Below are 21248 nucleotides of genomic sequence, written 5' to 3'. Positions count from 1 at the left end.
CCCGCCATGACAGCGCCCGGTGAGGCCGCCCGCCGTAAGCCCGCACGCCGGCCGACGATCAAGGACATCGCCCGTCGGGCGGGGGTGTCGGAGAGCGCCGTCTCCTTCGCGCTCAACGACCGGCCGGGCGTCTCCCAGGACACCCGCGCCCGGGTCCGGCGGGTGGCGGAGGAGCTGGGCTGGCAGGCCAACAGCGCCGCCCGCGCGCTGTCCGGCGAACGCGCGGGCTGCGTGGGCCTGGTGCTCGCGCGCCCCGCCCGGACCCTCGGCGTGGAGTCGTTCTTCCTCCAGCTCGTCTCCGGCATCCAGGAAGTGTTCTCCGCGCACAGGACCGCGCTGCTCTTCCAGGTCGTGGAGGACCTGGAGACCGAATGCGCGCTCTATCGCCGCTGGTGGGCCGAGCGCCGCGTGGATGGCGTCCTGGTCGTCGACCCGCGCACCCAGGACCCGCGGCCGCAGCTCCTGACCTCGCTCGGCCTCCCCGCGGTCGTCGTCGGCGGCCTCGCCACCCCGCAACCGGCCCCTACGGAACCGGCCACTCAGGGAACGGCCAGTACCGAAACGGCCCCTACGGAACCGGCCGCCGCACACCCGCCGCTGCCCACGGTCTGGGCCGACGACTCCAAGGCCATGGCCCGGATCCTCGATCACCTCCACGGCCTCGGGCACCGCCGCATCGTGCATGTGGCCGGCATGCCGGGCCTGGCGCACACCGAACGCCGGATCCGCTCACTGCGCACCGAAGCGGACCGGCGAGGCCTCGACGAACGGCACGTCCGCTCCGTGACCACCGACTACTCCGACGCCGAAGGGGCCGAGGCCACCCGCCGCATCCTCGACGCGGCCGAACCGCCCACGGCGATCATCTACGACAACGATGTGATGGCCGTGGCCGGCGCCTCGGTCGCCGCGGAACGCGGGATTCCGGTACCGGGCGGGCTGTCGATCGTGGCCTGGGACGACTCCGCGCTGTGCCGCGTCACCCACCCCCGGCTGACCGCGCTCGTACGCGACACCGCCGGCTTCGGCAGGCTGGCCGCCCAGGAACTCCTGGCGGTTCTCGACGGCGGGCCGGTGCGCACCGTGCAGGGCGAACTGCCGCACCTGGAAGCCCGGGAGAGCACCGGAGCACCGTGACAGCGTCGCCCGAACGTGCTTAGGATTGCCGCACGGCATCGCGCGTCGGTCACCGGCCGGGTGAGGCGTGGAGGTGCCCGGGAGATGCCCGTTGGAGGCATTCCACCGTGTCAGTCGAGTTGAACCACACCATCATTTCCGCCCGGGACAACCGGGCTTCCGCCGAATTTCTGGCGCACATCCTTGATCTGCAGGTCGGAACGGAATGGGGCCCGTTCATTCCGGTCGACACCAGCAACGGAGTCACGCTGGACTTCGCCACCGTGGACCCTGAGTTGATCACGATGCAGCACTACGCCTTCCTCGTATCGAAGGAAGAGTTCGACGCGGCGTTCGCGCGTATCCAGGAGGCCGGGCTCACGTATTGGGCCGATCCCCACCAGAAGCAGCCGGGCGAGATCAACCACCACCACGGCGGACGCGGCGTGTACTTCCTGGACCCCGCCGGCCACGCCATGGAGATCATCACCCAGCCGTACGGCAACCTCGCATCGTGAGCCGTTCGGTAAAGGCTTGAGGTAACGGGAAGGGGAGCGGGCCGCCGTGGCCCGCTCCCCGAAAAGCACTCACTCAGTGATGTGTGACGACTCCCGCCGCCATCCGGCCGCAGTTGGAGCCGGCGACACTGACGCTGACGGTCTCGATCGTGCCGCCCCAGTCGACGCACCGGCCCTTCGCCGGCAGATACACCGGGCCGGCGTAGGTGGTGTATTCGCCGCTGTCGTAAACCGTGTCCGCACTTCCGTCGCTCGGTGCGAGATAGGTGTACATGTAGACGGGCTTACCGGGACTGTTCCGCACCGTGACGACACAGTTCTTTCCGGTCTTCGCGCTGTACGTGAGGTACACGGTCCCCTTTCCGGTGACCGGTACGGAATTCACTACGCTGTAGCCGCTCCCGCAGGCTCCGTTGTAGGAGGCGGCAGTTGTGGCGGCCGATGCGGTGGTGGCGGTCGCCATCGTGGCAATTCCTGCCACGGCCAGCACCGCTGATCCTGCGATGGCACGTGAACGCTTCATGGGAATACCCCCGTCGGGTGTATGCGTCGCGTGGTCAGTTCGCAGTGTTGGACACCGGACGTACCGGGATGGTTGTGCGGTACGTCGATAACTCTCCGAAGTTCGTATGAAGTTGGGCACAACGGCCGGTCCCCGGCGCCGAAGAGGGCGTCGGGGACCGGCCGTTGTTGCGCGGGAGCTGCTGGTTCAGCCGCCGTTTGCGAGAACCTTGAGACGGATGACCGAGCCGTTGAAGCGGTTGCGGTCGCCGATGTTCGGGGCCGAGGACGTGTGCTGCCAGATGCTGTGGAACCGCCAGCCGGCCGGCAGCGCGCCGACGGAGCCGCCGTAGCGCGGGATCCACAGCGGGTTGGTGGTGCCGAACCGCGAGGAGTTGCCGGTGCACCGCTTCCACCAGTTGGTGGAGGTGTAGATCACCGCATCGCGGCCGGTCTTCGCCCGGTAGGTCTTGGCGAATTCCGCGATCCAGCCGACCATCTCCGCGGGACTCTTGCCGTAGCAGGTCGAACCGTAGGGGTTGTACTCCATGTCGAGCGCCCCCGGCAGCGTCTTGCCGTCCTTGGACCAGGCGCCGCCGTGGGTTGCGAAGTAATTCGCCTGCACGACACCGCTGGAGTGGTCCGGCAGCGCGAAGTGATACGCGCCATGGATGATGCGGGCGTCGTACGCGCCCTTGTACTGCTGCAGGAAGTAGGGGTTCCGGTAGTTGGTGCCTTCCGTGGCTTTGACGTACGCGAAGCGCACTCCGCTTTCGCGCAGCGTCGACCATTTGACATTGCCGTTGTGACTGGAGACATCCACGCCGGACACGGTGGGCCTGGTCGACCGCGGTTCGGAGCCCCCGGCCCGGTTACCCCCCTCGTGGGCGGCGATGGTGGAGCCCATCCAGTCCTGCTCGGGGTGGGCGGGTCTCTTTCCCGCATCCGATGCCCCAGCGGTACCGGGCAGCGTGAGGGGCAGCACGAGCACGGAGAAGAGAGAGACGAGAGTTCCGGCCGCGATATGGCGTGTGCGGGGGGCCGGACCGGATCTGCGCAAGGGCATCGCGTGCCTCCGAAGTCCTTCGGTTGGGTCAGTACGGCGGAAATTGAGCAGAATCCTGCCGATAAAATACTCATACGCTGAACTGACTGCGGCTAAGGCCCAACAGGCCCTCCGTCCGCCGACCGGCCGGGGCATCTCACCCGACTGGCCGCCCTGCCACAACGAGAAGCGGGTCCCGGCAATTGCCAGGACCCGCTTTGCTGCGCAGCGGCGAACGCGCCATTCCGCCGCTTCGCACTGCCTACACCGACCACCCGGTCGGCTTATTCACGATGTCTCGCGTCGTACGCACTGCCGGTCACTGCCGGTTATGCGCGGCCAGTTTCCCGTGGCTCAGTAGGCGGAGTTGACGTTGTCGATGGAGCCGTAGCGGTCGGCCGCGTAGTTGGCCGCGGCGGTGATGTTGGCGACCGGGTCGGTGAGCCTATCGGCGGTGCCCTTGACGTGGTAGGTGTCGAAGGTGGGCTGGATCACCTGCAGCAGACCCTTGGACGGGATGCCGTTGATGGCGTTGATGTCCCAGTCGTTGACGGCGTTGGGGTTGCCGCTGGACTCACGCATGATGTTGCGGTGCAGGCCCTCGTAGGAACCGGGGATGCCCTTGCTCTTCATGATGTCCAGGGACTGGCGGATCCAGCCGTCCAGGTTGTCTGCGTAGCGCTTCGGCTCGGCCTTCTTGACGGCCTTGGGGGCGGCCTTGGGGGCGGCCTTGACCTTGACCTGGGCGGCGACGGCCTCGATCGCCGGGTGCTGGGCCTTCGGGGCGTCGCCCTTGGCGTTCACGGCGGCCGGCAGGCCGTTGACGCTGACCGGCTTGACCGCGGCCGGGGCGTGCGCGGCCTCGGCGTGCGCGGTGCTCGGCTCGGCGGTGACGGCGAGGGCCGTGGTGGCGCCGGCGGCGACCAGGACGGCGGTGGCGACCTTGTGAGTACGGGTAATGCGGGTAATGCGGGCAGTGCGGGGCAGGGTGAAGCTAGGCATGCGGAGTGACCTCTTCCAGGTGCTGGGGACGGGGAGTCGGCCTTCGTTGGCGCGAAAGGCGTCCGGGAGTTATTCGCTGCGCTCGCCCTTGGGGGCGGAATTCGCTGGCTCGTTCCCGGCGCAAATCCATAGTTAGCGATCGCCCCAGCCGCTGGCAATGATGGCTTGTACTAGGCACCTTCGTGAGAACCGCTGCGATCTCCGGAACCGGGTCCATTTCTCGCCGGTGGCCCCGCATTTCGCCCACTAGGGAAGCTCGTACGTGACGTACGCCCTGTGCCCGGCATCACCTCGCGGGGGCCTTAGCCGCTTTCCTGGACCCTGCCAAAGTTGCCTGGCTCACATGCGAATTGGGCTTTCCCGGGCCGCCCCGCACGCCGAAAGCGGGGAGGGGAATGAGGAGTAATCCGCGAAAGGACCGTCCGGGAATCCGCAATTGTGGCCCAGGGCACTCCGCCCGGCCCTTTGCAGAACGGGAATTCGCGTCGCGGGTGCGGTGAAAGCGTGCGCCACGTCACCCTCGTTCGTCGCCCTCGTCCGTCGCCGTCGCGGCACTAGGCCGTCAGGGAACGTCGCTACGGCGAAACGGCGGTGCTGATGGGCCGTTCGCAGCACCATCCGGAGCTGTCGTGTGGCCGCGGACCCGCGTGTGCCTGATGGTGAGACTGCAAGCAGTAGTCCCCCACTCACTCAGCGTAGGGAAGAGCTCATGCTTCGTCGTGTATCCACCGTTCTCACCGGGGCCCTTGTGGCGGGCGTCATCGCCACCGGGGGCGCCGCTGCGGCGCCCGCCCCCGACCAGGGCCAGCGCATGCACCACAGCCAGGGTCAGCACATGCGCTACGACGGTGACCACCGCCACAACCGCTTCGACGACCGCCTCGACGGCGCCCGTCGCGAGAGCGGCAAGAAGCGCCGCAACCACCGCGACGAGCGGGACCGGGAAGGCCTGTTCCTCGTCGGCCGCCTGCTCCACGCCCTGCTCGGCGGCGGACTGCTGGGCGACCGCAGGTACTGATGCCTGGTCAGTGACGCAAAACGGCAGTGGCCCTGCCCGCGAGATGCGGGCAGGGCCACTGCCGTTGCCACTGCCGTTGCCACTGCCGTTGCTGCTGCCGTTGCTGCTGCCGTTGCTGCTGCCGTTGCTGCTGCCGTGGTGCAGCTGTGGTGTTGCGGTGCTCCGCCGCTCAGTAGGCGGAGTTGACCTTGTCGATGGAGCCGTAGCGGTCGGCCGCGTAGTTGGCCGCGGCGGTGATGTTGGCGACCGGGTCGGTGAGGTTATTGGCGGTGCCCTTGACGTGGTAGCTGTCGAAGGTGGGCTGGATCACCTGCAGCAGACCCTTGGACGGGACGCCGTTGACGGCGTTGACGTCATAGCCGTTGACGGCGTTGGGGTTGCCGCTGGACTCACGCATGATGTTGCGCTTCAGACCCTCGTAGGAGCCGGGGATGCCCTTGGCCTTCATGATGTCCAGGGACTGGCGGATCCAGCCGTCCAGGTTGTTCCCGTTCTGCTTGCTCTCCGCCTTGGACGCGGTCTGCTTCGCGGTGTGCGCCTGCTTGGCGACCGCGGTGACCGTCATGTGGTCGGCGACCGACGCGGTGACCGCGTGGTCGGCCGGCGTAGCGGCCTGGCTCGGCGTCGCCAGTGCAACGGCCGCTGCGCAGCTCGCGGTGGCCACCAGCGCCGCGGAGAACTTGTGCGTGCGGCCGATGCGGGCGGTGCGGGGCATGGTGATGCTGGGCATACGGAGTGACCTCTTCCAGGGGGTGGCGGGTGGCCTTCGGTGGCGTTTGTGAGAACCGAGGGTCTGTGCCGCGCTCGCCGTTCTGGCTGAAGTCGCCGGCTCGTTCTCGGTGCTGCCGGAAATATGTTTAGCCAGCGCCCTGGATGGTGGCAATGGTGCCTTGTACTACCTATGTTCGTGAGATGCGGCGAAATGTCCGGTATGGAGCCCGTGTCTGGCGCCCTGCGCCGCAATGGCATCGACTAGGGAAGCTCGTACGTGACGTACGCCCTGTGCCCGGCATCACTTGGCGGGCGCGAAAACCTGGCTTCCGGAAGCCCTCAAAGTTGTCTGGCTCACACGGCCGATGGGCGTTTCGGACGTCTTTCTCCCGAAACGCGACGGCGCCCCCTGCGTGCCGCAACGCAGGGGGCGCACAAGCCGGTGCCGCTCGCCGGTCAGTCCTCCAGCAGCCGAGCCGCCAGATGCTCGATACGCGAGTGCCATGCGGCCAGCGCCGCCGCCGTATCGAACCCCCGCGGCCCGGTCTGGGTGAGCACGAGACGGGGACCGTGGCCGGTGCCCGGCCGCAGCTCCCAGCGGACCGTGCCCTCCGGATGCCAGCGGTACGCGAGGACCTCGGGCGCCCGGACCTCGGTGACGGGCCCGCCCGGGACCTTCTCCGCCGTGAAGCCCTCCGGGGCGGGCGCGCCCGGCGACGGCTCATCGCCCGCGGTCAGCGCGGCCCAGACGGCGTCGGCAGGCCGGACGAGCTGCCGCTCGAAGCGGATCCGCGGGCCGTCCGCGGTCTCCTCGACGGTGCCGTGGCCGAGATCGAATTGCTCGAGGTACGCCTCGTGCAGCGCGCCCGAGTCGGGATACACCGCCGTCGATTCACCGTCGAGCAGCTGCGACAGCGCGGTGATGCACAGATGCCAGCCGGAGGCGAAGCTCGCGGCGCCGAAACGGTCGCCGAAGGTGTGCACCAAGGTCAGCAGCGAGCCGTCCCCGTCGGGGGTGATCTCCCAGCTCAGATGGTCCTCGCCCCAGGTGAAGGCGAAGAGGCGGGGCTCGTCGGCATCGGTGACCGTGCCGGTCATGGCGATGCCGGTCACTCCGGGCATGGAGAAGCTCATCGCCCCGCCGGGCCGGAGCTCCACCGTGACCTCGGACGGGAACCACTGCCCGATCCGGGCCGGGTCCGTGATCGCGGCCCAGACCTTCTCGGGCGGATGGGACAGCCGGCGTTCCATACGCAGCGCGGTGCGGCCATCGGCGGTGGTGAGGGAGTCGGAGTGGGGGTTGTTCATCGGGGGTCGTCCTCCATGGCGTCGAGATGCCGTTCGAGGGCGTCGAGGCTGCCGGTCCACAGGTGCCGGTAGTGCGCGAGCCAGGCGTCGAGCTCCGCAAGCGGCTCGGGCCGCAGTTCGTACCAGCGGCGCTGGGCGTCCTGCCGGACCTGTACGAGACCGGCCTCGCGCAGCACCCGCAGATGCTTGGAGGTGCCGGGCTGGCTCAGCCCGACCCGCTCCGTGAGCTCACCGACCAGATGGGGCCGCTCCAGGAGCAGATCGAGGATCTTGCGCCGGCTCGGTTCCGCGAGTACGTCGAACGGTATGGGCATACATCTAAGTATCACCAGTCGGCTATATAACCGCAAGGGAATGTAAATTCTCGCAGCTCAGACCGTCCAGAGCACAGGATCCGCCCATCGGCGGCCCCTATGCATACGCCGGGTCGACCAGTGTCAGCTCCTCGCGCACCGCCGGGATCAGACACGTCGCCGAACTCAGGGGTGCGTCGGTGAAAAACCGGGCGACCAGGTCCGCGACCTCCTGCGGGCGCTCGAGCACCACCCAGTGGTCGGCGTCGGGAATCGTCAGAAAGCGGCTGCCGAGGATGGTGGACGCGAAGTCCCGCTGTAGGGCCGGCGGAGTCACCGTGTCGTGCTCGCCACTGAAAACGAGCGTCGGTACGCCGGTCAGACCGCAGGAGAAGTCCGGGCGGTCCATCAGCGCGCGGCGCAGCGAGTCGACGGCATGCGGCGAGTGCCGGGCGGCTTGCAGCATCGAGCGCCGGACATAGCGGTAGGCCAGCCGCCGCTTGGTGACATGCCGGCGCTCGTCAAGACACATCAGACCCTCGGTGACCAGTGTGGCGAAGGACTCCAATTCGCCCTGCGCGAGATGGTCGGCCGCCCGCCTCCAGTGATCGAGCTGGGCGGTGGTGATGTGTGCCGGTACCCCGCCGAGCACCAGCCGCGCGATACGGCGCGGGAAGCGCTGGGCGCACTCGTAGGCGAGGCCCGCGCCGTAGGAGAAGCCGAAGAGGTTGATCTGCGCGACGTCCAGGTCGTCGATGACCCGCTCGATCGCCGCGCACACCATGCCGATGCTGGGCCCCGGGGGCAGCGGGTCGGCGCTTCCCATCCCGGGCAGGTCGGCGGTCACGACGTCCGCCACCGGCCCCACCTCGTCCTCCATCTGCGGCCAGCCGAACATCCCCTGCAGCGCACCCCCCAGGACCATGACGGGTTCGGTGATCCGGTCCGGCTGTCGGAGCACCCGGTACGAATAGGACACCCCGCTCACCGACAAAGAGCGGATCGATTCCTCGGGCATGGCGGATTCCTTCTCGGGAAGACCGACGGGAACGGGCTGCGCCGACGTGGCACGCCCGCTCCCGGTGGTCGCAGTCGGTGGGGTGCGGATGGGCTAAGCGCGAGTCAGCACGAGCGCGGCATTGTGCCCGCCGAAGCCGAGCGACGTCTTGACCGCACAGCCGAACGTCGCGGGCCGGGCCTCCTCGCGCACGATCTCGATCGGGATCCGCGGATCCGGTACGTCGAGATTGGCGGTCGGCGGCACCAGCTGATGCTCCAGGGCCAGCACGGTGAGGGCCGCCTCGATGCCGCCGGCGGCGCCCAGAGTGTGCCCGGTCATGGCCTTGGTGGACGAGACAAGGGGATGACCGCCGAGCACCCGCTCCAGCATCGTGGCCTCGATCAGGTCGTTGACGACCGTCGAGGTGCCGTGCGCATTGACGTACCCGACATCGCCCGCCGCGATATCCGCGTCCGCCATCGCCGTCCGCAGCGCCCGCTCGACGCCCTTGCCGTCAGGATCCGGAGCGACCGCGCCGTACGCATCGCTGGACGCGCCGTAGCCGGCGATCCGGGCGCGGACCGTGGCCCCGCGGGCGCGGGCATGCTCGGGCCGCTCCAGTACGAGCAGACCGGAGCCCTCGCCGACCACGAAGCCGTCCCGCTCCGCGTCGAAGGGCCGGCAGGCCGCGGCCGGGTTCTCCCGCCGGGTGGAGACCGCCTTCATCTGGCATGCGCTGGCGATCAGCAGCCGGGAGACGGTCGACTCCGCGCCGCCGGCGATGGCGATATCGCAGACCCCGGCACGCAGCAGCTGGTGCGCCGTGCCCAGGGCGACCGTGCCGGAGGAACAGGCGGTCGCCACGCCGAAGCTGGGACCGTGCACACCGAGGTCCGTGCAGACGCTGCTGGCCGCGCTGTTGATGACGGTCAGCGGGGCGAGCTTGGGGGAGACCCGCCGCGCGCCGCGCTGCGACATGGCGACGTGCTGCTCGTCGTAGAAGGGCAGCCCGCCGTGTGCGGAGCCGATGACCACCGCGACCCGGCTGCTGTCCCAGGTGTCCGGCTCCAGCCCGGCATCCGCGATCGCTTCCCGGGCGGCGATCACCGCGAGCTGCGAGAAGCGGTCCATCAGCCGCTGGGTGGCCACGCCGAGCACCGCGGCGGGATCCAGGTCCGCGACGGTGTACATGAAGTCGCAGGGCAGATCCGTCAGTTCCTCCTGCCGGGACACTCCGCTCGGCACACGGTCCTGAGTGACGGAATGCCAGGTGGCCTTCGCCCCGACGCCCGCCGCGGTCACCAGTCCCAGCCCCGTCACCGCCGCGGAGAACGGCTGCTGCCGGGCCGTCATGCGGCGACTTTGCCGTCGACGGCCGCCACCAGCGCACCCACCGTGTCCCGCGAGGTCAGCGCCACCTCGTCGAGGTCGATGTCCAGCCGGTCCTCGATGAGCACGCGGAGTTCCTCCAGCGCCAGGGAGTCCATCCGCAGGGTGCGCAGCGGGGTCTCGTGGCTGATGTCGGCCTTGACGACACCGAATCGTTGGACCAGCAGGTCTTTGACAACTTCTGCCGCATTCACGTGGCGCTCCTCCGCTGTTCGTAGGCGTGCTGCCAACCGCGTCCTGGCGGGTGCTCGCCGGCGGCTCCGGCTGGTTCGGCCACCATTTATACGCCTTTGTCAGGAAAACTCCCCAACCTCGGTAGCTCAATGGAGTGATGAGCGAACCAGGTGATGCGAGGAAGTGTGCGGCCCGGTGCCGCGCACCCCGGATGGCACCTGTCTCTCCTAACGGCACGGGCCGACGGAGGGTACGGGGCGAACGCCGCCGGACTCGGCCGCGGCTGCGCCCGGGTCCGCCCGCAGCGCCCGGTCAGGCCTCGTCGAGGGCGTCGGTGACCCGTCCCAACAGGCCCCGCAGCGTACGAAGTTCCTCGACGGTCAGGCCGGTCGCGGCCAGCATCCGGCGGGGGACCGGCAGGGCCTGGGTCCGCAGGTCCTCGCCCGCCGTCGTCAGATGGACGGTGACCGACCGCTCGTCCTCGGCGCTGCGCTCGCGGCGCACCAGGCCGGCGGCCTCCAGCCGTTTGAGGAGCGGGGAGAGGGTGCCGGAGTCCAGCCGCAGCTGCTCGCCGATGGCCTTGACGGGCTGCGGGCCGTGCTCCCAGAGGACCAGCATGGCCAGGTATTGGGGGTAGGTCAGGCCGAGATCCTTGAGGGCGTCCCGGTAGACGCTGCCGAAGGCGCGCGATGCGGCGTGCAGCTGGAAGCAGACCTGGTGGTCGAGGCGGAGCAGTTCGGATTCGGGCACCGGGAGCGTGGTCATGGGTCCAGGTTAGCTCGTCGGACTATTCAGTTGTGTGCAACTTAGTTGCATGCAACTTAGATGTGTGCAATGGTTGCGGTGTCGGCGGCCGGGGAAACGGCCGCCGGGCCGACGAAGGCCACGCCACACACGAGAACTCACCAGAACAAAGGGGATTCCGATGGACGCGCTGTACACCGCTGTCGCCACCGCCAATGGCCGCGAGGGCCGGGCCGTCAGCTCCGACGGACAGATCGACCTCGCCCTCGCGATGCCGCCGGCGCTCGGGGGCAGCGGCGCGGGCACCAACCCCGAGCAGCTCTTCGCCGCCGGATACGCGGCCTGCTTCGCCAGCGCGATGGGCAATGTCGGGCGTCAGATGAAGATCGACACCAAGGATGTCTCGGTGACCGCCGAGGTCTCCATCGGCAAGGACGACACCGGCTTCGGGCTGGGCGTGATCATGCGGGTGGAGCTGCCGGACACCCTCGCGGGTGAGACCGGCCGTCAGCTGGTCGAGGCGACCCACCAGTACTGCCCGTACTCCAAGGCCACCCGCGGCAACATCGACGTCGAGCTCGTCATCGAATAGGACGGGCAGGCCTGGAGCCACGGCGGATCAGCCCCGCGTAGTGCCGGCCGCTGTCCTTGAGGGTGCGCCGCTGGGTCGCGTAGTCGACATGGCACAGGCCAAATCGCTTGTCGTAGCCGTACGCCCACTCGAAGTTGTCCATCAGGGACCAGGCGAAGTATCCGGCCAGCGGGGCGCCCTTCCGGGCCGCGCGGGCGCAGGCGGCGACATGACGGTGGAGGTACTCGGTGCGCTCGGGGTCCTCGACGGTGCCCTCGGGGCGGACGACGTCGGGGTAGGCGGAGCCGTTCTCGGTGACGTAGATCTTGCGCGGGGCGTATTCGTCGGTCAGCCGCAGGAGCAGGGTCTCGATGCCGGCCGGGTCGATTTCCCAGTCCATGCCCGTCCGGGGCACGTGCAGCCGGCGTACCGGGTGGGCGAACGGCGGTGGTCCGGCCGGGTCGGCGGTGACCACGGACGGGAAGTAGTAGTTCAGGCCGAGCCAGTCCAGCGGCTGCGCGATGATCGCCTGATCGCCGTCGCGCTCGGGCAGATCCACTCCGTACACCTCCCGCATATCCGCGGGAAAGCCGCGGCCGTGCACGGGGTCGAGCCACCAGCGGTTGGTGTGTCCGTCCATCCGTCGTGCCGCCGCGGCGTCGGACGCGGAGCCGGTGGCGGGCGCGATGGTGCTGAGGTTGTTGACGATGCCGACCTCGGCATGCGGGGCCGCGGCCCGGATCGCCTGAACGGCCAGGCCGTGGCCGAGCAGGAGATGGTACGAGGCGCGGACGGCGGCCGTGAGGTCCGTGAGCCCCGGTGCCATCCGGCCTTCGAGGTGGCCGATCCAGGCGGAGCACAGGGGTTCGTTGAGGGTTGCCCAGTGGTGGACGCGGTCGCCGAGCGTGCCGGCCGCGATCGAGGCGTACGCCGCGAGATGCTCGGCGGTCTCCCGCCGCGGCCAGCCGCCGCGGTCCTGGAGGGCCTGCGGCAGATCCCAGTGATAGAGGGTGACGGACGGGGTGATGCCCGCTTCCAGGAGGCCGTCGACCAGCCGGTCGTAGAAGGCCAGGCCCTTGGCGTTGACCGGGCCCTCGCCGCCCGGGACGATCCGCGGCCAGGCGAGCGAGAAGCGGTAGGCACCGACGCCCAGCCGGCGCATCAAGCCGATGTCCTCGCGCCAGCGGTGGTAGTGGTCGCAGGCCGTATCGCCAGTGTCGCCGTTGTCGGTCTTGCCCGGGGTGTGCGCGAAGGTGTCCCAGATGGAGGGGGCGCGCCCGTCCTCGGCGACGGCTCCCTCGATCTGGTACGCGGAGGTGGCCACGCCCCAGGTGAAGTCGTCCGGCAGGGCGGCGAAGTCGATCCGGTCGGTCACGGCGTTCCTTTCTGCGGGAGGCCTTTCGGCGGGGATCATTTGACGGCCCCAGCGGTGAGCCCGGCGACCAGATAGCGCTGCAGCAGCAGAAACCCGGCGACCACCGGCACGCTGACGACCAGGGATGCGGCCATGACCTGGTTCCAGTAGACGTCGTTCTGCGTGGCGTACCCCTGCAGGCCGACCGACAGGGTGCGGGTGGTGTCGTTGGTCATCACGGAGGCGAACAGCACCTCGCCCCAGGCGGTCATGAAGGCGTACACCGCGACCGCCACGATCCCGGGGACCGCGGCCGGCACCACGATCCGAAAGAGCGCGCCGAGCGCCCCGCAGCCGTCCACGTACGCGGCCTCGTCCAGCTCGCGCGGCACCGACTCGAAGTACCCGATGAGCATCCAGATGGAAAAGGGCAGGGAGAACGTCAGATAGGTGAGGATGAGGCCGCCCCGGGAGCCGTAGAGGGCGAGGCCGGTGGAGTTCCCGATGTTGACGAAGATCAGGAAGAGCGGCAGCAGGAAGAGGATGCCCGGGAACATCTGGGTGGACAGGACCGTCACCGTGAAGACCCGTTTGCCGCGGAAGCGGTAGCGGCTGACGGCGTATGCGGCGAAGACCGCTATCACCACGGAGCAGACGGTGGCGGAGCCCGCCACGATGAGCGAGTTGGTGAAGTAGTGGGCCAGCGGGACGGTGGTCCAGATGTCGAGGTACGGGCGGATCGTCAGCTTGCTCGGCAGCCAGTGGAAGGCGCCCGAGACGTCATCCAGCGGTTTGAGGGAGCTGCTGAGCATGACGTACACCGGCAGCAGGACGAAGCCGGTCAGCGCGGTGAGGAAGATCCGGCGGATCCAGAGGAAGGAGGGCGGCGGGGCGGTGGGGGAGCGTCGGCGGCCGGTCCTGGCGGCGGAGGCGGCGCTAGCCATCGGCAGATTTCCTTCCGCGTGCGGTGGCGATCAGATAGCCGGCCGTCACCACGAGCAGAAAGAGCAGCAGCAGTACGGACATGGCCGAGCCGGTGCCGAAGTTCCAGGTGACGAACGAGGACTGGTAGATGTGGATCGAGATGAGGTCGGCGGCCTCCGGGGCGGCCTTGGCGAACAGCACGTACGGCGTGTTGAAGTCGTTGAACGTCCACAGGAACAGCACCAGCACCAGGACCTGGTTGACGGGCCGCAGCGCGGGCAGAGTGATCCGCCGGATCTGCTGGCGGATGCCCGCGCCGTCGAGGGCGGCGGCCTCGTAGAGATCCCGGGGGATGTTCTGCAGCGCGGCCATCACGATCAGGAAGGCGAACGGCCAGGTCTTCCAGACCGCGACGACGACCAGCGCGGCAAAGCTGTTGTCGCCCAGCAGCCAGAAGGGGCGGCCGTCGGTGAGGTGCAGCTGGTCGTGCAGGACGTGATTGACCAGCCCGTTGTCCCTTTGGAACATGAACGCCCAGGTGATCACGGCGGCGTAGACCGGCAGCGCGTACGGGGTGAGGAAGAGCGCCCGCAGCAGGCCGCGGCCCCGGAAGTTCTCCTGGAGGAAGATCGCGGCGGCGGTGCCGAGGAGCCAGCACAGCGCGACCGACAGCACGCTGAACGCACAGGTGACCAGGAACGAGTGCAGCAGCGCGGCGCCCACCGGGGCGTCGAGGTCAACGCTGATCCGGTAGTTGTCCAGCGCCTGCCACGGGGCGGCGTTCCAGTTGCCGATGTAGAGCCGGGTCAGCTCCTTGAAGCTCATCACGATGCCGATCACCATCGGCGCGAGATGGACCAGCAGCTCCACCAGCAGCGCGGGCAGCAGCAGCAGATACGGCAGGCCGATGCGGCGCAGCCGGGCGGGAATGGCCATCGCGGGCGCCGCTCACTCGGCCATCTGCTGTTCGGCCTTGGCCAGCCGCGCCTTGACCGACGCGGTGGTCACCGGATGCCCGGCCGCCGCATCCGCGAACAGGTCCTTGATGGCGGTGCCGACGGACGTCTCGAACTGCGACTCGTCGGCGATCTGCGGAAGCGGCGCGGCGCTCGTGGTGAGGGTCTGGCGCAGGACGGTGGTGTCCGGGCGGGCGAACGCCCGGTCCCGCTGGGCGGCCTTGACGGGCGGGATCGCACCGTACGTCGCATTGAGCAGCTTCTGCTCGGCGTCGCTCGTCATGAACTTCACGAACGTCCGCGCCCCCTTGAGATTGTGGGTGTTGCGGAAGACCGCGATATTGATGCCCGCGATCATGGAATTGGTCTGCCGGCCGGTCCCCGGGGCGCCGGACGGTACGGGCACCGGCACCACGCCCCAGTCCTTCGGCTTCATCCCGTGCGCCGCGAAGCTGGTGGCCGCGGCCTGCCACAGGACCATCGCGGTCCGGCCCTTGGCGAAGTCCTGCAGTGACTGGTTCTGGCCGTACTCGGCGTTGCCCGGCGCGATGATCTTGTCCTTGGCCATGAAGCCGACGTACTGCTTCACCGCCGCCACCGCCCCGGCCGAGGTGAAGGTGGGCTTGCCGGACGCATCGAAGAAGTCGGCACCGTGCTGCTTGCCGAGCGCGAACGCCTGGTGGATGTTGTTGACCAGATTCCCGCCCTCGGCTCCCAGGCCCCACTTTCCGTCCTTCGAGATCTTCTTGCCGTCCGCGACCAACTCAGCCCAGGTTGTGGGTGGTTGACCGATCCCGGCATCCCGGAACATCCGCTTGTTGTAGTAGAGGGCGTAGGTGAGCGAGTACAGCGGCACCGCGGCCGGAGCCTTGCCGGGCGCCCCGGTGGCGCCGAGCGCGGGCGCCGTGAACCGGCCGCGGCCGCCGATCGTGGCGAAGTTCTTCTCGTCCCAGGGCAGTAGCGCGCCCGTGGCCTGCAGCGACGCGGACCAGGTGTTGCCGATGTTCAGGACGTCCGGCCCCTGTCCCGAAGTGGCCGCGGCAAGAATCCGGTTGAGCAGATCGGACCACGGGATCACCTCCAGCTTGACCTTGATCCCGGTCTGTTTCTCGAACTTCCGCAGCTCGGGCCCGAGGATCTTCTTGTCCGCCTCGATGTCCGGCCCCTGGTTGGAGGCCCAATACGTCAGCGTCCTGGGGGAGTCGTTGCTGCCCGCACCGCTCGGGCTCGTACCGCCGCCGCATCCCGACGCCGTGGCGGCGAGCGCGGTGACAACGGCGGTGACGGTCGCGGCTCGGAGTATGCGCATGACGGATACGCCTCTCGTTGAGGGCCCGGGGAACGGCCGAGTTCACTTCCTGAACGGCCTCATGGCTTAACTTAGGACGTGAGTTAAAGCCCGAGAGAAGGGCGCGTCAAGGGATCGCGCGGCGGTATCTTGTGGCCAGGGGAGGGATCCAGATGGCCGAACACCACCGGCGTACCGTGCGTGACCTGCGGCGCGCCAACCGCGCCGCGGTACTGCAACGGCTTTATTTCGACGGCCCGATGAGCCGGCAGGAGCTCGGCCCCGTAACGGGCCTCAGTTCGGGCTCCGTCAGCAACGTCGTCGCCGAACTCGCCGCGGACGGACTGCTGGAGGAGGCCGGCGTCGTCGCATCCGACGGCGGCCGCCCGCGCACCCTGCTACGGGTCGCTCCGACGAGCGGCGCACTGATCGGCGTGGACGTCGGCGAAACCCGCGTACGGGTCGAGCTGTTCGACCTGGCCTTCGCCGAACTCGCCCGGGTGGAACTCCGGTTGACGCACCAGGCTTACGACGTCGAGGTGATCGTCCGGCACATCGCGCACGGCATCGCCACAGTCCTGCGACAGAGCCGTCTCGACCCCGGCCGGCTGCTGGGCGTCGGCGTCGGCGTCCCCGGAATCCTCGACCGGAGCGGCCCCGGCGGCGCGGTGGTGTACGGCCAGACCATCGGCTGGCACGCCGTACCCCTGGAGGATCTGCTGCACCAGGCCGTCGAACTCCCGCCCCACGTACGCTTCTTCCTCGACAATGGCGCCAAGGCGCTCGGCCAGGCCGAGATGTGGTTCGGCGGCGGGCGGGGCGCGCGGGACGCGGTCATCGTGCTGTTCGGCTCCGGCGTCGGGGCCTGCATCGTCACCGACGGCGTCATCCATGGCGGCGCACGCGACAGCGCCGGGGAATGGGGCCACCTGACGGTCAGCGTGCGCGGCCGGCGCTGCCGCTGCGGCGCCCGGGGCTGCCTGGAGGCGTACACCGGATCCGAGGCGCTGCTGGAGCGCTGGCGGGAAGCGGGCGGCCAACTCCCCGCCGATGCCGACGAGGAGACGGCCCTCACCGCCCTGGTCGCCGCCGCCCACCCCCAGGACGAGGGCACCGCCCCCGACCCGGTCGCGCTCGCCGTCCTCGACGAGACCGCCGAATACCTCGGCGCCGGCATCTCCGACCTGATCAACCTCTTCAGCCCCGAACGCATCCTCATCGGCGGCTGGGCCGGTCTCCAGCTCGGCCCGCACATCCTGCCCGCCGTACGCGACTACGCCACCGGCTACTCCCTCGCCCACCCCGCCGGCCGCGTCAGCATCGACCTCGGCAAGCTCGGCCCCGACGCCGTCACGGTCGGCGCGGCGACGCTGCCCCTCGCGGACTTCTTCGCCAAGGGCGGGCGGCGGGACGGGACGGGCGGTGGGCCACGGGAGCCGGTGGCGCTGCCCGGGTGGCGGGCGGTACTGGAGGGGCGAGGGGCGGACGTTCGCTGAGGCCTGTGGGGCGGGGTGCAACCAGACGGCCCGGCCGCCACCGCGCCCCGACACTGCCCGACGGTCAGTCCGCCCCCCCCGAGACGGCCCGGCGGTCAGCCGGCCGGCGCCGCCATCTTCCCGAGCACCCCGCGCAGCGCCTCATTGAAGGCGGCCGGCTGTTCCTGATGCGGCATATGGCCCGCGTCCGCGATGACGGTCACGCCGGCGCCCGGGGTGAGCGCGGCGCACGTCCGCGCCACCTCCAGCGGTATCTCGGAGTCGAGCGCGCCATGGAGGTAGTGGATCGGGACCCGCAGCCCGGCCGGCATCGGCCGGGGGTCGTAGGTGGCGAAACCCGGGTGCCCCAGCCGTGCAGAAACAGCAGCGGCCGCCCGGCAGCCCGGCCCTGGCTCCCTCCCCCTACCCCTCCCACCCTCACGCATCATCGGCCGCATACACCCGCCGACCGCCCACAAACGTCTGCAGAACCCGCGTCTCCGCGATCGCCTCGCTCGGGCCGTCGAAGGGATCGCGGTCCAGAACCACCAGATCCGCCAGCTTCCCGGGCTGGATGGTGCCCGCGTCGTCGAGGTGGTTGGCGTAGGCGCTGCCCGCGGTGTACGCGGCGAGCGCCGAGCCGAGGTCGATGCGCTGCTCCGGCAGGAAGACCGGGGCCGACGGCGGGGCCTCCGGCGTGCGGCGGTTGACCGCGACATGCAAGGCGGCGATCGGGTCGGGAGAGCTGACCGGCCAGTCACTGCCCGCCGCGAGGGTGGCACCCGACCGGAGCAGATCGCCGAACGGGTACTGCCAGGAGGCCCGCTGGGATCCCAGGAAGGGAATGGTCAGCTCGTCCATCTGCGGCTCGTGGGCGGCCCACAGCGCCTGGATGTTCGCCGTCGCGCCGAGCTTGCGGAAGCGCGGGATGTCATCGGGGTGGACGACCTGAAGGTGGGCGAGGTGGGGCCGGGTGTCCCGCCGGCCGTTGGCATTCCGGGCGGCCTCGACGGCGTTCAGCGCCTCCCGGACGGCACGGTCACCGAGGGCATGGAAGTGGACCTGGAACCCCTCGGCGTCCAGTGCGGTGACATACCTGCGCAGGTCCCCGGGATCGATGAACGAGATGCCGCTGTTGTCGGACGCGCAGCCGCACGCGGTCAGGTACGGGCTGAGCATGGCCGCCGTGTGGTTCTCGGCGATCCCGTCCTGCATGATCTTCACGCTGGTCGCGCGCAGCAGCCCACCGGTCAACTCCTCACGGCGCGCGAGAAGTTCGGGAATCTGCTCGGCACCACGGGAGCGGTCCCACCACAGCGCCCCGGTCACCCGCGCGGTCAGCTTCCCGTCGCTGCGGGCCGCCAGATAGGCCGGGATGCAGTCGGCCGTGCCGGGGCCGCGGCCCAGCATGGCGTCTTGCCAGGCGGTCACCCCGTAGCCGTGGAGGAGACGCTGCGCCCGCAGCAGCCCTTCGGTCTGTTCGGCGAGGGTCGGCTCCGGGATCAGGTCGCCCACCAGCCGCATCGCGCCTTCCTGCAGCATGCCGGTCGGTTCGCCGGCGTCGTCGCGCTCGATACGGCCGTCGGCCGGGTCGGGCGTGCGGGAGGTGAGCCCGGCCAGTTCCAGGGCACGGGAGTTGGCCCAGCCGCCGTGGTGATCGCGGTTGACCAGGAACACCGGGCGGTCGGCAACGATGCCGTCGAGGAATTCCCGTGTCGGCATGCCACCGGGGAACGCTTCGAGCGACCAGCCGCCACCCGTGATCCATGGCGCGTCCGGATGCGCGGCCGCGTAGGAGGCGATCAGCCCGCGGTACGCCTCGGCCGTCACCGCCGAGCTGAGGTCGCACTGCCCCAGCTCCAGCCCGCCTCCCACCGGATGGACATGGGCGTCCTGGAACCCCGGGATGAGCAGCTTGCCCCGCAGGTCAACGACCTCCGTACCGGGCCCGATCAGGTCGTGTATGCCCCCCGTCGCGCCCTTCTCCCCGTCGTGCCCGACGGCGACGATGCGGTCCCCGCGTACGGCCACCGCGCTCGCCCGGCTCCGCGCGGGGTCGACGGTGTGTACGGGACCGGAGAGGAAGACGAGGTCGGCGGTGGTGCTGGTGTCCATATGGCGGTCGCTCCAGGTGAGTTGGGTCGGTCGGTGACGGGAGAACGGAGTCGGAGGGGAGGTGAGGGGAGGGGAGGTGAGGTGAGGTGAGGGGGAGGAGGGACTCGGGGGCCGGCGGGCGGGGATGATCACCCCCCGGAGGGGCTGGGCAGTTGCCCGCCCTCCCCGTTCTTCGGCCCGTCGGCCGGGCCGTCCATCAGCCCGTCAATCGGTTCGTCATGCGCTTCGTCCGTCGCCCTGTCCATCGGCAAGGTGATCGCGTCCGCATCCGTCCCGCGGCCGGTACGGAAGTACGGGGCGCGGCGCACCCACTTGGCCCACGCGGCGACCGCGAGCCCCGTCAGCACGAAGAGCGTGGGCAGCAGGAGCATGAACCAGCCGTTGTCGGGCCGCGCCTCGAAGTGGTCGCTCATCGTCGCGTAGTCCCACACCAGGTATCCGCCGAGCCCGAACAGCGCCAGCGCGCTCGCCGCCGGGACGACCACATCCCGCAGCGCGCGGACCAGGCCTTCGCGCACAGCGGCCCGGAAGCGCACCGCGCAGGCGAGCGCGGTGAGTCCGTAATAGAGGGCCACCGTCAGGCCGATGGAGTTGACCGCGGTGAGAATCATGTCGTTGAGCTTGGGGATGCCGACGGCGAGTACGGAGAGCAGCGCGGCGATGGCCATGATCAGCAGCGTGCCCACGGCGGGGGACCCGTACCGCGGATGCACGCGCTGCCACACCGAGCCGAGAGTCCGGTCCCGGCCCATGGCCAGCGCGGCACGGGCGGTGGGGATGACGCTGGACTGGAGGGAGGCGAACGCGGAGCACATCAGGGCGGCCAGCGGCAGGGAGGCCCAGGGCTCCGGAGCCAGGCGGCTGCCGAGGAAGGTGAGTGCCTGCGGCCCGTTGTGGATGAGTTCGCCGGTGCTCATCACCCGCTGGAAGGCGAGCGCACCGACGAGGAACAGCCCGAGCATGGCGACCAGCGCGATCAGGCCGCCGCGCGCGGCATCGGACGCGCTGCGCGTCTCCTCGTTCACGCTGAACGCGGCGTCCCACCCCCAGTAGATGAACACCGCGATCACCATCCCCTGGGCGAGAGCCTGCGGTGAGCCGATCTCGAACGGGTCGAGCCACGAAAGCGAGAAGGGCTGGTCGCCGACAACCAGGGCGTAGCCGCAGAAGCCCAGGAGAACCACGTACTCGAAGATCAGCAGGCCCAGTTGCATCCGGGTCGCGGAACGGACACCCGCGATGGCGGTGACCGTGACCAGGACGAGTGCTATCAGACCGACCGCGGTGCTGATGCCCGTCGACGTCGGATCCAGTCGCAGCCCCAGCAGACTGCGGATGCCGAGCTTGTTCAGGAACTGCAGCACGACGGAGCCGGTGACCGCGCCCGTGTAGGCCATGAAGATCACGTTGCCGACGAGTATCACCCACCCCGTCAGAAAACCGGGCCAGGGGCCGATGGACCGGCCCACCCAGGTGTAGCCGCTGCCGCAGTTCGGCTCGGTGCGGTTGAGGCGGGCGTAGGAGAGCGCGATGCCGAGGATCGGGAGGAAGGCGAGCAGGAGGAGGGCGGGGGTCTGGCGGCCCGCATACGCGGCCAGCGTCCCCATCCCGATGCCGATGCTCGTGGTCGCGGCGGTACTCGACGCGGCGATCGCCACCCCGTCCTTCACCCCCAGTGCGCGACGCATTTTCGCTGGTCCGGGGTCCTGCTGCACTACGGAGGGGGGCATCGCACGCACTCCTTGG

At 69.7% G+C, this 21248-nt stretch carries 22 protein-coding genes; 5 read left to right on the top strand and 17 right to left on the bottom strand.

What is annotated here, in order from left to right; all coding sequences use genetic code 11:
- The first annotated feature begins 6 nt into the window (after positions 1-6).
- Together ACZ4S3_RS00795 and ACZ4S3_RS00790 are read left to right on the top strand one after the other, a co-directional pair.
- Entirely contained in the window at positions 7-1137 is a 1131-nt protein-coding gene (locus ACZ4S3_RS00795; RefSeq protein ID WP_467924163.1) for a LacI family DNA-binding transcriptional regulator, read from the top strand.
- A gap of 107 nt (positions 1138-1244) precedes the next feature.
- Positions 1245-1634, top strand: coding sequence for a VOC family protein (locus tag ACZ4S3_RS00790; RefSeq protein ID WP_467924161.1), 390 nt, complete (start codon positions 1245-1247; stop codon positions 1632-1634).
- Between the two features lie 73 nt (positions 1635-1707).
- On the opposite strand, the gene ACZ4S3_RS00785 is transcribed toward ACZ4S3_RS00790, so the two are convergent.
- The 3 genes from ACZ4S3_RS00785 to ACZ4S3_RS00775 form a co-directional block, all read right to left on the bottom strand.
- Positions 1708-2157, bottom strand: coding sequence for a spore-associated protein A (locus ACZ4S3_RS00785; RefSeq protein ID WP_467924159.1), 450 nt, complete (start codon positions 2155-2157; stop codon positions 1708-1710).
- 186 nt (positions 2158-2343) lie between these two features.
- Complete coding sequence (locus ACZ4S3_RS00780; RefSeq protein ID WP_467924157.1) at positions 2344-3201, bottom strand: lysozyme; 858 nt, start codon at positions 3199-3201, stop codon at positions 2344-2346.
- A gap of 333 nt (positions 3202-3534) precedes the next feature.
- Complete coding sequence (locus tag ACZ4S3_RS00775) at positions 3535-4182, bottom strand: transglycosylase SLT domain-containing protein (RefSeq protein ID WP_467924154.1); 648 nt, start codon at positions 4180-4182, stop codon at positions 3535-3537.
- Between the two features lie 709 nt (positions 4183-4891).
- Here ACZ4S3_RS00775 and ACZ4S3_RS00770 point away from each other — a divergent pair.
- Positions 4892-5200 carry a hypothetical protein gene (locus ACZ4S3_RS00770; protein WP_467924152.1) on the top strand — a complete coding sequence of 103 codons (309 nt, stop codon included), beginning with the start codon at positions 4892-4894 and terminating at the stop codon, positions 5198-5200.
- Between the two features lie 169 nt (positions 5201-5369).
- Here ACZ4S3_RS00770 and ACZ4S3_RS00765 read toward each other — a convergent pair whose 3' ends face one another.
- From ACZ4S3_RS00765 to ACZ4S3_RS00735, 7 genes are all read right to left on the bottom strand, one after another.
- Positions 5370-5930: a transglycosylase SLT domain-containing protein gene (locus ACZ4S3_RS00765; RefSeq protein WP_467924150.1), complete on the bottom strand. Its 561-nt coding sequence runs from the start codon at positions 5928-5930 to the stop codon at positions 5370-5372.
- Between the two features lie 437 nt (positions 5931-6367).
- Entirely contained in the window at positions 6368-7219 is an 852-nt protein-coding gene (locus tag ACZ4S3_RS00760; RefSeq protein WP_467924148.1) for an SRPBCC family protein, read from the bottom strand.
- A complete protein-coding gene (locus ACZ4S3_RS00755) occupies positions 7216-7533 on the bottom strand; it encodes an ArsR/SmtB family transcription factor (RefSeq protein WP_467924146.1) in 318 nt (105 codons plus the stop codon). Before ACZ4S3_RS00755 ends, ACZ4S3_RS00760 begins: the two co-directional genes overlap by 4 nt.
- Positions 7534-7630: 97 nt before the next feature.
- Complete coding sequence (locus tag ACZ4S3_RS00750; protein WP_467924144.1) at positions 7631-8530, bottom strand: alpha/beta fold hydrolase; 900 nt, start codon at positions 8528-8530, stop codon at positions 7631-7633.
- 93 nt (positions 8531-8623) lie between these two features.
- Positions 8624-9865, bottom strand: coding sequence for a beta-ketoacyl-[acyl-carrier-protein] synthase family protein (locus tag ACZ4S3_RS00745; RefSeq protein ID WP_467924142.1), 1242 nt, complete (start codon positions 9863-9865; stop codon positions 8624-8626).
- Positions 9862-10095 (bottom strand): acyl carrier protein, encoded by a 234-nt coding sequence (locus ACZ4S3_RS00740; RefSeq protein WP_467924140.1) that lies wholly within the window; start codon positions 10093-10095, stop codon positions 9862-9864. The genes ACZ4S3_RS00745 and ACZ4S3_RS00740 overlap by 4 nt, the downstream gene beginning before the upstream one ends.
- Before the next feature lie 292 nt (positions 10096-10387).
- Positions 10388-10840: a MarR family winged helix-turn-helix transcriptional regulator gene (locus tag ACZ4S3_RS00735; protein ID WP_467924138.1), complete on the bottom strand. Its 453-nt coding sequence runs from the start codon at positions 10838-10840 to the stop codon at positions 10388-10390.
- Between the two features lie 160 nt (positions 10841-11000).
- On the opposite strand from ACZ4S3_RS00735, the gene ACZ4S3_RS00730 reads away from it, so the two are divergent.
- Complete coding sequence (locus ACZ4S3_RS00730; RefSeq protein WP_467924136.1) at positions 11001-11411, top strand: organic hydroperoxide resistance protein; 411 nt, start codon at positions 11001-11003, stop codon at positions 11409-11411.
- On the opposite strand, the gene ACZ4S3_RS00725 is transcribed toward ACZ4S3_RS00730, so the two are convergent.
- Genes ACZ4S3_RS00725 through ACZ4S3_RS00710 form a run of 4 tightly spaced genes read right to left on the bottom strand, consistent with a single transcriptional unit; the run spans position 11401 to position 15933 of the window.
- The gene (locus ACZ4S3_RS00725; RefSeq protein ID WP_467924134.1) at positions 11401-12804 is read right to left on the bottom strand and encodes a GH1 family beta-glucosidase; all 1404 of its coding nucleotides are present in this window, start codon (positions 12802-12804) and stop codon (positions 11401-11403) included. The two genes, ACZ4S3_RS00730 and ACZ4S3_RS00725, sit on opposite strands and share 11 nt — an antisense overlap.
- Complete coding sequence (locus ACZ4S3_RS00720; protein ID WP_467924132.1) at positions 12801-13688, bottom strand: carbohydrate ABC transporter permease; 888 nt, start codon at positions 13686-13688, stop codon at positions 12801-12803. The genes ACZ4S3_RS00725 and ACZ4S3_RS00720 overlap by 4 nt, the downstream gene beginning before the upstream one ends.
- The gene (locus tag ACZ4S3_RS00715; RefSeq protein ID WP_467924130.1) at positions 13681-14604 is read right to left on the bottom strand and encodes a carbohydrate ABC transporter permease; all 924 of its coding nucleotides are present in this window, start codon (positions 14602-14604) and stop codon (positions 13681-13683) included. The genes ACZ4S3_RS00720 and ACZ4S3_RS00715 overlap by 8 nt, the downstream gene beginning before the upstream one ends.
- A gap of 12 nt (positions 14605-14616) precedes the next feature.
- Positions 14617-15933 (bottom strand): ABC transporter substrate-binding protein, encoded by a 1317-nt coding sequence (locus ACZ4S3_RS00710; protein WP_467924128.1) that lies wholly within the window; start codon positions 15931-15933, stop codon positions 14617-14619.
- A gap of 152 nt (positions 15934-16085) precedes the next feature.
- Here ACZ4S3_RS00710 and ACZ4S3_RS00705 point away from each other — a divergent pair, with 152 nt between their 5' ends.
- Entirely contained in the window at positions 16086-17408 is a 1323-nt protein-coding gene (locus ACZ4S3_RS00705) for an ROK family transcriptional regulator (protein ID WP_467924126.1), read from the top strand.
- Positions 17409-17503: 95 nt separating this feature from the next.
- Here the strand turns inward: ACZ4S3_RS00705 and ACZ4S3_RS00700 are convergent, their stop codons facing one another.
- The 3 genes from ACZ4S3_RS00700 to ACZ4S3_RS00690 form a co-directional block, all read right to left on the bottom strand.
- Complete coding sequence (locus ACZ4S3_RS00700; RefSeq protein WP_467924124.1) at positions 17504-17719, bottom strand: alpha/beta fold hydrolase; 216 nt, start codon at positions 17717-17719, stop codon at positions 17504-17506.
- A 106-nt stretch (positions 17720-17825) separates the two neighbouring features.
- Positions 17826-19502 (bottom strand): amidohydrolase, encoded by a 1677-nt coding sequence (locus tag ACZ4S3_RS00695; protein ID WP_467924122.1) that lies wholly within the window; start codon positions 19500-19502, stop codon positions 17826-17828.
- A gap of 128 nt (positions 19503-19630) precedes the next feature.
- Positions 19631-21232, bottom strand: coding sequence for an APC family permease (locus tag ACZ4S3_RS00690; RefSeq protein ID WP_467924120.1), 1602 nt, complete (start codon positions 21230-21232; stop codon positions 19631-19633).
- Between the last annotated feature and the right edge of the window lie 16 nt (positions 21233-21248).

It is taken from the genome of Streptomyces sp. NPDC028368 (genome assembly GCF_055565615.1).
The sequence above is the reverse complement of the archived record's forward strand: the minus strand, read 5'-3'. Positions and strand labels throughout refer to the sequence as shown.